The organism is Kocuria rhizosphaericola (assembly GCF_044462205.1).
Classification (GTDB): domain Bacteria; phylum Actinomycetota; class Actinomycetes; order Actinomycetales; family Micrococcaceae; genus Kocuria; species Kocuria rhizosphaericola.
In genome coordinates, this window is sequence record NZ_JBISWK010000180.1 from 1 (window position 1) to 12221 (window position 12221).

A 12221-nucleotide genomic window follows, 5' to 3' on the forward strand; every position below is an offset into this window, starting at 1 on the left:
GGGGGCTCGGCGCCGGGGGCGAGTGGATCGTGGGGACTCGGCGCGGAGAGTCCGCGCAGAGAGGCGGCGCGGAGAAGCGGCGCAGAGCCAGAAAGAGAGGGAGCGGCGGGGAGACGGAGAGCAGGGCTGGCCCCGGAGCCCCTCAGGCCACCGAGCGGTAGCGCGAGACCACCACGTTTACGAGCTCGGCCGGGACCTCCCCCTCCGGCACGGCCAGCGGCTCGGTGTCCACGTCCGCCCCGGCCGCCTGCGAGAGCCCCAGGAAGTAGCCCGGCGCCAGCAGGTAGTTGGCCACGACGACACGACCCCCGCCCGCCAGGCCCGCCCGGGCATCCGACACCGCCTCGGCCACGCGGGGGCGCACGGCGGCCAGGTAGGACACGGTCACGGGGCGGCCCAGCTCCTCGGCCAGCAGCTCCGCCACCGCGGCGCAGTCCGCCACCGCGCGGCGGTCCGAGGACCCGGCGGTGGCGAGCACCACGGCGTCGCGCTCCCCCAGCGGCGCCCCGGCGGCCGCGCACGCCTCGTGCACCCGCCGGGCGAGCAGCCGGGCCAGCGCCGGGTCCGGGCCCAGGGCGGCCGAGACGCGGTGGAGATCGTCGGCGGCGACCGCCTCGGCCACGTCCACGTAGACGTGGTAGCCGGCGGAGAGCAGCAGCGGGACCACCACCGCGGGGCGGCCGGCGAACTGCCCGGTGCGCTCGACCAGGTCGGGAGTCTGCACGTCCACCCACGTGGGGACCACCTCGACGTCCGGCAGCTCGGCGGCCACGGCGTCCACGAGCCGCTGCACGGCGGTGCGCCCGGCCGGTGAGCGGGTGCCGTGGGCGCAGGCGAGCAGGACGGGGGGCTCGGGAGTCGTCATGGATCCCAGCCTACGATCGGCGCCCGAGGAAGGGCGTCCGCGTCACGCGGCGTCACGGGGGCAACCGTGCTGTAACACTCGTGCCGCATCCTGGTAGGGACGCACGACCCCCCGCTCGCCCCCTGGAGGACCGCATGCTGCTGACCGCCGACCTCACCGACGTCCCGGTGCTCGTCCTCGGTGACCCGCACGACGCCCGGCGCGCCCGGCACCGCTACGAGGCGGCCGGCGCCGCCGTCCGCTCAGTGGCCGAGCCCGCGATGCTCGGCCCGGCGGACCTGGCGGGCGTCGCCCTCGCCGTGGTCGTCGGCCCGGCCGCGCAGCGCTGGCGCGAGGCCCTGCGCGCGGCCGGCGCCCGCGTGCCCGTGGTGCAGGAGCCCGCGGCCCGCACCGGGGGCCGCGTGACCCTGGTCGGCGGCGGGCCCGGCGCCGACGATCTCCTGACCGTGCGCGCCGTGGCGGCCCTGCGGGACGCCGACGTGGTCTTCGTCGACCGGCTCGCGCCCGCCGGCGCCGTGGCCGCCGCGGCCCCCGGTGCCGAGATCGTCCCGGTGGGCAAGACCCCCGGCCACCACCCCGTTCCCCAGTCGAGGATCCAGGACCTCATCGTGGAGCACGCCCTGGCCGGCCGCTCGGTGGTCCGGCTCAAGGGCGGTGACCCCTACGTCTTCGGCCGCGGCGCCGAGGAGCTCGCCGCGTGTGCTGCCCACGGCATCCCCGTGGACGTGGTCCCGGGGATCACCAGCGCGGTCTCGGTGCCGGGCGCGGCCGGGATCCCGGTGACCTTCCGCGAGGTGTCCCGGATGTTCACGGTCGCCTCCGGGCACGTGCCGTTCTCCGAGGCGGAGCTGACCCACTTCGCCGGTCTCGGCGCCGGCGGGGGCACGCTCGTGGTGCTCATGGGCGTGGCCACCCTCCCCCACCTCGTCGCCGGACTGGTCCGCAACGGCGCCGATCCCGCGACCCCGCTGGCCGTGGTCGAGCGCGGTTTCACCGACCGGCAGCGCTCCACCGTCACCACGCTGGCCACCGCGGTCGAGGACACCGCGGCGGCGGGCTGCGGCTCGCCCGCCGTCGTCGTCGTCGGACCCGTGGTCCGCCTGGCGACCGCCGAGCGGAACGCGTTCCTCGCGGAGGTGACCGCTCATGGCTGCTGAGGACCTGCCGCTGGCCGGCCGGGTGGTGGGCGTGACCGCGCACCGCCGCTCCGAGGACCAGATCGCGGCCCTCGAGCGCCGCGGCGCCCGCGTGCTGCACGCCCCCGCGCTGCGGGTGGAGCCGGTCGGCGAGGACGCCGGGCTCGCGGCCGCGTCCCGGGCGATGTTCGAGGCCCGCCCGGACCTGGTGCTGCTGACCACGGGCTACGGGCTGCGCCGCTGGCACGACGCGGCCGTGGCCCAGGGCTTCGACGCCGATCTGCTGCTGTGCCTGCGCGAGGCCGCCGTCTACGTGCGCGGCCCCAAGGGCCGGGGCGCGGTGCGCGGCCTGGGTCTGGACGACGCCGGCATGTCCGCGGACGAGACCACGGCGGGGCTCGTGGACCTCGTCCTGGCCGAGCACGGCGGCGACCTCACGGGGCGCACGATCGGCCTGCAGCTGCACGGGATCGCCGACGCCGTCCAGCGCCGCCGGCTCACCGACGCCGGGGCCCGCGTGCTCACCGTGACCCCCTACCGGTGGGCCTCCGCCGACGACGCCGGGCAGGTGCCGGTGCTCGTGCGCGAGGCCGCCGCCGGGCGGGTGGACGCCGTGACGTTCACCGCCGCCCCGGCCGTGGACGCGCTGTTCAGCACGGCGGAGGAGCTGGGGCTGCACGAGGAGCTGCTGGCCGCCTTCCGCGCCGGGATGCTCGCCGCGACCGTGGGTCCGGTGACGGCCGCGCCGCTGCTGGAGCTCGGGATCGAGCCACTCGTGCCCGAACGGTTCCGGATGGGCGCGATGCTCAAGCAGCTCACGGACGCCCTGTCCCGCGCGGGCACCGACGACGACGACGACGAACGGTAGCCGCCCCGACCGCGGGCGCAGGAGGCGGCCGCTCGGTGATGCGGGTCCACCCGGTGCCCGCTCAGCCGTCGATCACCGGCGCGCCAGGGGGCAGGACGATTGCGGGGGCGCGCCGGGGCGGGGGTCAGGGGAACCGGGGGTGCCCCGACGCACCCCTGCGACCGCTCGGCAACCGCCGACGTCGCAGGTCAGGCGAACCTTGGTGCGCCGTGGAACGAATGTAGCACTCCGCACCGAATTAGCGAATACTTTCCTGATGTAATTGTGACGGAACGGTCACGGCCCGCGGGCCGGCCGTGCCACCGGGTCCGCCCGAGGCGGCCGGTAGGCTGGGCGCGACCCGCCCGACCGTCGAAAGGCCGCCCGTGACCACCCCCCAGCTCGCCCCCTACGTCGACCACACGCTGCTCAAGCCGGAGGCGTCCCGCGAGCAGATCGCCACCCTGTGCGCGGAGGCCGAGCAGTACGGCTTCGCCTCGGTGTGCACCAACCCGGTGTGGACCTCGTTCGTGCGGGAGCAGCTGGCGGGCAGCGACGTGCTGACCTGCGCGGTCGTCGGCTTCCCGCTGGGTGCCTCCGCCACGGAGGTCAAGGCGTTCGAGGCCGCCACGGCCGTGGCCGCCGGGGCCGACGAGATCGACATGGTCATCGACATCGCCGCCGCCCGCGCCGGCGAGCGCGAGCGGGTCGAGGCGGACGTCCGCGCCGTCGCCGAGGCCGCCCACCAGGGCGGGGCCCGGCTCAAGGTGATCATCGAGACGTGCCTGCTGACCGACGAGCAGAAGGTCCTCGCCTGCGAGGCCGCCGTGGCCGCCGGCGCGGACTACGTGAAGACCTCCACCGGCTTCTCCAGCGCCGGGGCCACCGTGGAGGACGTCCGGCTGATGCGGGCGACCGTGGGCCCGGAGATCGGCGTCAAGGCCTCCGGCGGGATCCGCACCCGCGAGGACGCCCTCGCGATGATCGAGGCCGGCGCCTCCCGGATCGGCGCCAGCAGCGGTCCCGCGCTGCTCGGCTGAGCCCGCCGCACCCTCCGCGGCGCACCCGCGCAGGCCGCAGCCGAACGACTAGACTGACCGCGAACGCCTCCGCGGCCGACGCCGGCCGCCACCACCGTGAGAAGGATGGGATCCATGGCCAACCGAGCCCAGTCGTCCACCAGCACCTCGGCGGACGCGTCGACCGGCCGCAGGGGCGGCACCGACGTCCGCTCCCACTCGGGCCAGGGGCGCACGGTCAACAACCTCTTGTTCCTCGCGATCTGCATGGCCATCATGATCGGCAGCTTCATCGCCTTCGCCAGCTACCCCGACAGCCCCCTGGTCTGGATCGTCGGGCTGCTCCTCTACACCCTGGCCCTGCTCGTCCCGGTGGGCATCCTGCAGACGAGCACCGCGAAGAAGGCCGAGGGCGGGCGCACCCTCGCCATGGACGTCCCGCCGACCACCGAGGTCGCCGGCACGCCCACCACCGCGGAGAGCTTCCCGGACCGTCCCCGCGACATCGGCGCCCGGGACGCCGAGGTCCGCGCGGAGCACAAGGACGACCCCCTGGGCAGGGCCACGCAGTAGCCCGCCCCGCACGACGACGCACGGCCTCCTCCCGCATCCGTGGGCGGAGGCCGTCCGCGTTCGCGGTGGGAGGTGGTGACGCAAGGGCATCCGGGGCGTCGGTCCGTGCGACTAGACTGGACGCGAATGCCTCGCGGCCTCCCGTGGCCGCCCCTACTGATCAGAAGGATTGGATCCATGGCCAACAGAGCCCAGTCGTCCACCAGCACCTCGGCGGACGCGTCGACCGGCCGCAGCGGCGCCTCCGTGCGTTCGCACTCGGGCCAGGGGCGCACGGTGAACAACCTCGTGTTTCTCGCGGTCTGCATAGCCATCATGATCGGCAGCTTCATCGCCTTCGCCAGCTACCCCGACAGCCCCCTGGTCTGGATCGTCGGGCTGCTCCTCTACGCCCTGGCCCTGCTCGTCCCGGTGGGCATCCTGCAGTCCAGCACCGCGAAGCGGGCCGAGGGCGGGCGCACGCTCGCCATGGACGTCCCCTCGAGCACCGAGGTGCCCGGCGTGGACCGCACCGCCGCCGAGTTCGACGACGGCCCGCGGGACGCCCGCGAGCGCGACGCCCACACCGCCGCCGTCCACCACCAGGACAAGTACGGCAAGGCCACCGAGTAGCGCCTGAGCGGCCGGCGCCCCGGCCGCTCAGGGGTGCGCCGACGCAGGCACCGACGACGAAGGTCCCCTCCCGCACATCGGGAGGGGACCTCTTCCGTGCCCGGCGGGCGGGGGCGGCAGCCGCCGCACCCGCGCGTCAGGCCGTGGCCGGCTCCTTCGCGAAGACCGCCTCGACCACGCCGCGCGCCCACGCCAGCACCGCGCCGTCCACGAGGTCCTTGCCCCCGATCCGCTCGGTCTTGGGCTTGGGGATCAGCACCTGGGAGGTGTCGGTGCCGGGCACCGTCTTGACCTGCGCGCCCGGGTAGAGGCGGGTGAGCCGCATCTGCCGGGACTCGGGCAGGTCGGCCGGAGCGAAGCGGACCATGTTGCCCTGGGCCGCGACGTCGGTGAGGCCGGCGGCGCGGGCGGCCACCCGGAACCGGGCGACCTCGAGCAGGTTCTGCACGGGCTCGGGCACCTCGCCGTAGCGGTCCACGAGCTCGTCGGCGACCTCCTGGATCGCCTCCTCCGTGGCGGCGTTGGCGAGGTTGCGGTAGGCCTCGAGGCGCAGCCGCTCCCCCGGGACGTAGTCGTGCGGCAGGTACGCGTTGACCGGCAGCTCGATCTTCATCTCGGTGGGCCGCTCGTCCTCCTCGCCGCGGTACTCCGCGACGGCCTCGCCGACCAGGCGCAGGTACATGTCGAAGCCCACGCCGGCGATGTGCCCGGACTGCTCCCCGCCCAGCAGGTTGCCGGCGCCGCGGATCTCGAGGTCCTTGACGGCCAGCTGCATGCCGGCGCCGAGCTCGTTGTGGGCGGCGACGGCCTTGAGCCGCTCCAGCGCCGTCTCGGAGAGCGGCTTCTCGGCCTGGTACAGGAAGTAGGCGTAGGCGCGCTCGCGGCCGCGGCCCACGCGCCCGCGCAGCTGGTGGAGCTGGGAGAGCCCGTAGCGGTCCGCGCCGTCGACGATCAGGGTGTTGGCGTTGGCGATGTCCAGGCCGGTCTCCACGATGGTGGTGCACACCAGGACGTCGAACTTCTTCTCCCAGAAGTCCACGATGATCTGCTCGAGCCGGGACTCGGACATCTGCCCGTGCGCCACGGCGATCCGCGCCTCGGGCACGAGCTCGGCGATCTCCTTGGCCTTGCGCTCGATCGAGGACACCCGGTTGTGGATGTAGAACACCTGGCCCTCGCGCATGAGCTCGCGCCGGACCGCCGCGGAGACCTGCTTGTCGGTGTAGGCGCCCACGTAGGTGAGCACGGGGTGGCGCTCCTCCGGCGGGGTGGCGAGGGTGGAGGTCTCGCGGATGCCGGTCAGCGACATCTCGAGGGTGCGCGGGATCGGGGTCGCGGACATCGCCAGGACGTCCACGTTGGTGCGCATCGCCTTGAGCTTCTCCTTGTGCTCCACGCCGAAGCGCTGCTCCTCGTCGATGACCACGAGGCCGAGGTCCTTGAACTGGACCTCCTTGGACAGCAGCCGGTGCGTGCCGATCACCACGTCGATCGAGCCGTCCTTGAGCCCGGCGAGCGTCTCCCTGGTCTCCTTGGCAGTCTGGAACCGGGACAACGCGGCCAGGCGCACCGGGAATCCGGAGAACCGCTCGGTGAACGTCTCGGCGTGCTGCTGGGCCAGCAGCGTGGTCGGCACGAGCACGGCGGCCTGCTTGCCGTCCTGCACGGCCTTGAACGCCGCGCGCACCGCCACCTCGGTCTTGCCGTAGCCCACGTCCCCGGAGATCAGCCGGTCCATGGGGACCTCCCGCTCCATGTCCGCCTTGACCTCGTCGATGGTGGTCAGCTGGTCGGGCGTCTCGATGTAGGGGAACGCTTCCTCGAGCTCGCGCTGCCACGGGGTGTCCTCCGCGAACGCGTGGCCGCGGGAGGCCATCCGCGCCGAGTACAGGCGGATCAGCTCGTTGGCGATGTCCCGGACGGCCCTCTTCGCGGCGCGCTTGGTCTTGTTCCAGTCCGTCCCGCCCATCTTGGACAGGGTCGGGGCCTCGCCGCCCACGTAGTTGGTGACCTGGTCGAGCTGGTCGGTGGGCACGAACAGGCGGTCCCGCGGGCCGTTGCGCTTCGAGGGCGCGTACTCGAGCACCAGGTACTCGCGCACGGGCTTCGGCTGCCCGGGCTTGATCATCGCCCCGGCGATGGGCCGCTGGATGAGCTCCACGAACTGGCCGATGCCGTGCTGCTCGTGCACCACGAAGTCGCCCTGGCTCAGGGCCAGGGGGTCCACGGCGTTGCGCTTGCGCCGCACCGGGAGCTTGCGCATGTCCTTGGTCGTGTAGGGGCTGGCCTTGCCCAGCAGGTCCGCCTCGGTGAGCAGCACGATCCGCGGGCCGTCCAGGGCGAAGCCCTTGCCGGCCACCGCGGTGGTGAGCTCCACGATCCCGGGCTGCGGCTCCTCGGTGAGGGACTCGCGGCGGGCGGCCGGGATCCCGGCGTCGTGCAGCAGCTCCGCGATCCGGGCCAGCGGACCGGGACCCTCGGTGACGGCGACGACGCGCCAGCCGTCGGCCACCCGCCCCTGCAGGAACTCCAGCATCGCCTCGACGTCGCCGTGGAAGCCCAGCGGGTCCCGGGCGGCCACGCTGAGGGTGTCCGCGTCCGAGTCGAGCAGGGCGATGTCCTCCGCGGAGGTGTCTGCGTCCACGTCCTGGCCGGCCACCGCGTTGAGGTTGAGCGCGGTGACGGCCCACCAGCCGAGACCGGTCTCCAGCGCGGTGGCCCGGGCCTCGGCGAGGGTCTGGAAGGACCCGGAGGCCAGGGTGCGGCCCTCGCCGTCGTCGGCCCGGACGGCGTGCTCGGCGGAGCTGATGTCGATGGGCGCCGACTGCCCGTCCGAGGCGGAGTCCCACGCGGCGAGCAGGAACTCCTCGTTGGTGGCCACGAGGTCGTGGGCGCGGGTGCGGACCTTCTCGGGCTCCATGACCACCACGAGCGAGCCGGGCGGGAGCAGGGACAGCACGGGCTCCATGCCGTCCACGAGCAGGGGCGCGAGGGACTCCATGCCCTCCACGTAGATGCCGCCGGCGATCCGCTCGAGCATCGACTCGGCGCCGGGCAGGGAGTTCTTGAGCTTCGCGGCCCGGGACATCACGGACGGAGTGATGAGCACCTCGCGGCACGGCGGGGCCACGAGCCGATCGGGGTGGTCCCCGGTGGTCAGGGTGCGCTGGTCGGCCACGGCGAACCAGCGCAGCTCGTCGACCTCGTCGCCGAAGAACTCGATCCGCACCGGGTGGTCCTCGACCGGGGAGAAGACGTCGATGATCCCGCCGCGCACCGCGAACTCCCCGCGCCGGGTGACCATGTCCACCCGGGCGTAGGCGGCCTCGGCGAGCGCGCTCACAGCGGCGTCGAAGTCGAGCTCCTCGCCGCGGGCGAAGCCCACCGGGTCCATGTCCCCCAGGCCTTCGACGACGGGCTGGAGCACGGAGCGCACCGGGGCCGTCAGCACCCGCAGCGGGCGCTCGGCGTCCCGGCCGGCCAGCCGCCGCAGCACGTCGAGGCGGCGGCCCACGGTGTCGGAGCGCGGCGAGAGCCGCTCGTGCGGCAGGGTCTCCCAGGCCGGGAACTCCGCGACCTCCTCGGCCGGCAGGTACGCGCCCAGGGCCGCGGCGAGGTCCTCGGACTCGCGGCCGGTCGCGGTCACGGCCAGCAGCACCGGGGCGCGGTCGTCGGCCGGCGCCGGGGCATCGTCGAGGGCGCCGCGCAGCTGGGCGGTGAGCACCGCGCGCATCCCGTCCGGGGCGCTGATCACGGTCTCGGCACTGCGCTCCCCCGGCGGCAGACCGGCCTGGGTGCGGAGATTGGCGAAGGAGCGCTCCGCCCCGAGGGCGGCGAGCAGTCCGGACAAGGTCATGGGTGAGCAGTCTCCTGGGACGCTGAGTGGGGTGCTGGTGGAGCACAGAGGCTGTCGGAGCCAACGTTCGCGGGTCCCAGCTTACTCCCGGGCCCCGACAGCCCGGGTCCGGAGCGCACGGCCCGGAGCACGGCGCCCGCCTACCATGGGAGCACGCACCCGCCGCCGCCCGTCCACCGACCCAGGAGCCCTCCATGGCCGTCACCGCCTCCACCACCGTCCCCGCGCCGCTCGAGCAGGTCGTGGTGACCTTCTCCGACGAGGAGTTCATCCGGCACGTGACCCACCGCGCCGGGGCCACCCTGGAGTCGGTGGAGGTCGTCGGGGACGTCGAGGCCCAGTTCGCCGTGACCACGGTGCGGAAGATGGCCGCGGACCGGCTGCCGGAGATGGCGCGGAAGTTCGTGGGCTCCACGGTGCAGCTCACCCAGGTGGACACCTACCACACCGCCGACGCCGACGGCATCCGGGTGGTGCGCACCGAGATCTCCGTGGCCGCTCTGCCGGTCTCCGGCTCCGCCACCCAGACCCTCACCCCGCAGGGCGGGGCCACCGACGTGCACGTGCACTGCGTGGTGAAGGCCAACATCCCGTTCGTGGGCAAGATGGTCGCCGAGGCCGCCGAGCCGTTCATCGGCAAGGCACTCTCCCTGCAGTCCCAGGAGGCCGAGGCCTGGCTCGCCGGCCGCTGAGCCCGTGCACGGCTGAATCTTCGCACTCGATTATCGCACCGGATGGTCAGCGCGCTCACGGCGCAGTCGTAGACTGACGCTGTTTTTTCCCGATGACGAACAGGAGTCCGACCGTGAGCGCAGTCGAGACGGACGAGCACGCGCCCGGGCTGGGCAACTTCCTTCGCAAGGATCTGGTGGGGGGTGTGCTGCTGCTGGTCGCGATGCTGTCCGCGCTGGTGCTCGCCAACACCCCGGGGGGCGACTGGTACTTCGCGCTGCGGGACACCCACATCGGCATCGACTTCCCGGGCCTGGACCACACCGTGGGCGAATGGGCCTCGGAGGGTCTGCTGGCGATCTTCTTCTTCCTGGTGGGCCTGGAGCTCAAGACCGAGTTCGTGGACGGGGAGCTGCGAAGCATCCGCAAGGCGATGCTCCCCATCGTGGCGGCCTTCGGCGGCGTGATCGTCCCGGCGCTGATCTACGTGGCCGTCAACCGGATCAACGACGCGGACCCGGGCACCATCGACGGCTGGGCGATCCCCACGGCCACCGACATCGCCTTCGCGGTCTCGGTGCTCGCCGTGGTCGGGGCGTCGCTGCCCGTGGCCATGCGCACGTTCCTGCTGACTCTCGCGGTGGTGGACGACCTCATCGCGATCGTCATCATCGCGTTCGTCTACACCGACGGCGTGCAGGTCGAGTTCCTGCTGCTGGCACTGGTCCCCCTGGCGCTGTTCTACGTCCTCACGCAGCGCTTCATGATCTTCTTCCTGACCCGGCCCTGGGCCGCGTGGGTGATCCTGATGCCGGTCGGCGTGCTCACCTGGCTGTTCGTGCTGGAGGCCGGCGTGCACGCCACCATCGCCGGTGTGCTGCTGGGGTTCATGGTCCCGGTGCTGCACGTGAAGCCCCGCGTGATCCGCGGCGACGTCCCGGAACTGGGCCTCGCCCCGATGCTCGAGCACCGCTTCCGGCCGCTGTCCAACGGCCTGGCCATCCCGGTGTTCGCGTTCTTCGCCGCCGGCGTGGCCGTGGGCGGGGCGAACGGCGTGGTGGAGTCCCTGACCGATCCCGTGGCGATCGGCATCGTGCTGGGCCTGGTGATCGGCAAGCTGATCGGCATCTTCGGCGCCGCCTGGCTGATGGACCGGTTCACCCCCGCCACGAAGGACGACGACTACACCTGGCTGGACCTGGGCGGCCTGGCCATGGTCGCGGGCATCGGCTTCACCGTCTCGCTGCTCGTGGCGGAGCTGAGCTTCGGCACCGGCAGCCCGCACAACGACCACGCGAAGGTCGGCATCCTCACCGGCTCCGCGATCGCCGCCTTGGCCGGCGGGTCCCTGCTGGCCGTGCGCAACGCCCACTACAAGAAGCTGCGCGCCCAGGGCGTGGAGGTCGACAAGCTGGACGCCCCCAGCTGACCTCTTCCCGGGCCGGTCGATCCCGCCGGAACGGAGCCGCCCACCGGAGTGATCCGGCGATCGGCTCTTTTGTCAGCATCGGTGGACGCAAAGTGTCCCTTCCTCAGGCCAGGGAAAGTAACACTCCCGGCCTGTCCTCCGAGGCGCTCCCTCCGTTCCAGTTACCGGCATGTCCCCGAGAAGTGCGGAACTGGACCGAGTGGAACACCTTCTCGGCGCCGGATTCAGTGTTGAAGGCGTCGACCACCCGATCGAGGACGACGCTATCCGTGCCGGAAGAAGTCCGCCTGTGGATGTGCTGACCACGGAGGTCGCTGTCGCCAGGATCGTTGTCCTGCTCCCAGAAGGACTGTCTGAGCTCCATGGTCCGGTCCGCTTCGCAGAACACTCTGATGGAAAAGTTGAGCTTCTTGCCGCTCTGCAAGCGGACGTCGCTGGAACAGAGTCGCGATGTTGCCGTGGTTCCTGGCGTACTCCAGCACCGGACGGGCCCGGTCGCCCGAGCTAATACGATTTGCTGCCCGATGGGCTTTCCGTGCCGTGGCGAACCTGATGAACTGTACGGCTTGGGTTGAGCTGCCTCGTCTCAGAGGTCGCCGATCGCGGAGCCGAGCAGGCGGACCGGCTCGAAGGCCTCCGCGTTGGTGTTCTTCGCCTGCGCCCCGCGGAAGGCCGCCATGCCGCGGACCCGCCCCGGAGTCATGTAGGGCTTGCCGGCCTGGTCCCGGTGCGAGAGCACGGCCTCGACCTTGACGTCGACGTAGCCGTCGATGTCCACGAACACGGACGGGTCGAAGTCGCGGGTCACCGACGGGGACTCGAAGCACAGGATCGAGTGGTGGGCCCGGGCCGCGCGCAGGGTGGCCTGGTGCACCGCGTAGTGGTCCTGGTGCTGGTCATGGGCGGAGTGGGTGAAGATCACGTCCGGCTCGAACTCCCGGATCGCGGCCTCGATGGCCCGCACCATGTCGTTGCTCACGGTCTCCAGCTTCGTGTCCGGGAAGTCGTGCACCCGCAGGCCCGTGAGTCCCAGGAAGGAGGCGCCGCGCTGGGCCTCGGCCGGGCGCAGACCCACGTTGCCGCCGACCTCGCCGGAGCTCATCACCAGACCGCGGACCTCGTGGCCGGTGTCCACCAGCTTGGCCAGGGTCGCCCCGCAGGCGAGCTCGAGGTCGTCCGGGTGCGCCCCCACGGCCAGCACCCTCCGGCGCT

At 72.9% G+C, this 12221-nt stretch carries 11 protein-coding genes; 7 read left to right on the top strand and 4 right to left on the bottom strand.

Features of this window, described 5'->3' with window-relative positions:
* Positions 1-142: 142 nt before the first annotated feature.
* Positions 143-865, bottom strand: a complete 723-nt coding sequence (locus ACH9D2_RS18150) for a CbiX/SirB N-terminal domain-containing protein (RefSeq protein ID WP_396364229.1) — start codon at positions 863-865, stop codon at positions 143-145.
* A gap of 134 nt (positions 866-999) precedes the next feature.
* On the opposite strand from ACH9D2_RS18150, the gene cobA reads away from it, so the two are divergent.
* From cobA to ACH9D2_RS18175, 5 genes are all read left to right on the top strand, one after another.
* A complete protein-coding gene (cobA, locus tag ACH9D2_RS18155; RefSeq protein WP_396364230.1) occupies positions 1000-2022 on the top strand; it encodes a uroporphyrinogen-III C-methyltransferase in 1023 nt (340 codons plus the stop codon).
* A complete protein-coding gene (locus tag ACH9D2_RS18160) occupies positions 2012-2869 on the top strand; it encodes a uroporphyrinogen-III synthase (RefSeq protein ID WP_396364231.1) in 858 nt (285 codons plus the stop codon). The genes cobA and ACH9D2_RS18160 overlap by 11 nt, the downstream gene beginning before the upstream one ends.
* A gap of 365 nt (positions 2870-3234) precedes the next feature.
* On the top strand, positions 3235-3888 hold the full coding sequence (gene deoC, locus ACH9D2_RS18165) for a deoxyribose-phosphate aldolase (protein ID WP_396364232.1): 654 nt from the start codon (positions 3235-3237) through the stop codon (positions 3886-3888).
* A gap of 114 nt (positions 3889-4002) precedes the next feature.
* A complete protein-coding gene (locus ACH9D2_RS18170; protein WP_396364233.1) occupies positions 4003-4440 on the top strand; it encodes a hypothetical protein in 438 nt (145 codons plus the stop codon).
* Between the two features lie 177 nt (positions 4441-4617).
* Positions 4618-5052, top strand: a complete 435-nt coding sequence (locus ACH9D2_RS18175; protein WP_396364234.1) for a hypothetical protein — start codon at positions 4618-4620, stop codon at positions 5050-5052.
* Positions 5053-5188: 136 nt separating this feature from the next.
* Here the strand turns inward: ACH9D2_RS18175 and mfd are convergent, their stop codons facing one another.
* Complete coding sequence (gene mfd, locus ACH9D2_RS18180) at positions 5189-8908, bottom strand: transcription-repair coupling factor (protein WP_396364235.1); 3720 nt, start codon at positions 8906-8908, stop codon at positions 5189-5191.
* A gap of 194 nt (positions 8909-9102) precedes the next feature.
* Between mfd and ACH9D2_RS18185 the strand changes: the two genes are divergently transcribed.
* Together ACH9D2_RS18185 and nhaA are read left to right on the top strand one after the other, a co-directional pair.
* The gene (locus ACH9D2_RS18185; protein WP_396364236.1) at positions 9103-9600 is read left to right on the top strand and encodes a DUF2505 domain-containing protein; all 498 of its coding nucleotides are present in this window, start codon (positions 9103-9105) and stop codon (positions 9598-9600) included.
* A gap of 113 nt (positions 9601-9713) precedes the next feature.
* Positions 9714-11009, top strand: coding sequence for a Na+/H+ antiporter NhaA (gene nhaA / locus ACH9D2_RS18190; protein WP_396364237.1), 1296 nt, complete (start codon positions 9714-9716; stop codon positions 11007-11009).
* A 103-nt stretch (positions 11010-11112) separates the two neighbouring features.
* Here nhaA and ACH9D2_RS18195 read toward each other — a convergent pair whose 3' ends face one another.
* The gene (locus tag ACH9D2_RS18195) at positions 11113-11433 is read right to left on the bottom strand and encodes a hypothetical protein (protein WP_396364238.1); all 321 of its coding nucleotides are present in this window, start codon (positions 11431-11433) and stop codon (positions 11113-11115) included.
* A 162-nt stretch (positions 11434-11595) separates the two neighbouring features.
* Positions 11596-12221, bottom strand: a 626-nt coding sequence (locus ACH9D2_RS18200) for a PIG-L family deacetylase (protein ID WP_396363272.1), incomplete at its 5' end; no start/stop codon positions are given.

What these genes read in the sequence shown, in the direction of transcription:
- ACH9D2_RS18175 (WP_396364234.1), top strand. Translation starts at nt 4,618, where the DNA reads ATGGCCAACAGAGCCCAGTCGTCCACCAGCACCTCGGCGGACGCGTCG.
- ACH9D2_RS18160 (WP_396364231.1), top strand. Translation starts at nt 2,012, where the DNA reads ATGGCTGCTGAGGACCTGCCGCTGGCCGGCCGGGTGGTGGGCGTGACC.
- ACH9D2_RS18170 (WP_396364233.1), top strand. Translation starts at nt 4,003, where the DNA reads ATGGCCAACCGAGCCCAGTCGTCCACCAGCACCTCGGCGGACGCGTCG.
- mfd (WP_396364235.1), bottom strand. Translation starts at nt 8,908, where the DNA reads ATGACCTTGTCCGGACTGCTCGCCGCCCTCGGGGCGGAGCGCTCCTTC.
- cobA (WP_396364230.1), top strand. Translation starts at nt 1,000, where the DNA reads ATGCTGCTGACCGCCGACCTCACCGACGTCCCGGTGCTCGTCCTCGGT.
- ACH9D2_RS18185 (WP_396364236.1), top strand. Translation starts at nt 9,103, where the DNA reads ATGGCCGTCACCGCCTCCACCACCGTCCCCGCGCCGCTCGAGCAGGTC.
- ACH9D2_RS18150 (WP_396364229.1), bottom strand. Translation starts at nt 865, where the DNA reads ATGACGACTCCCGAGCCCCCCGTCCTGCTCGCCTGCGCCCACGGCACC.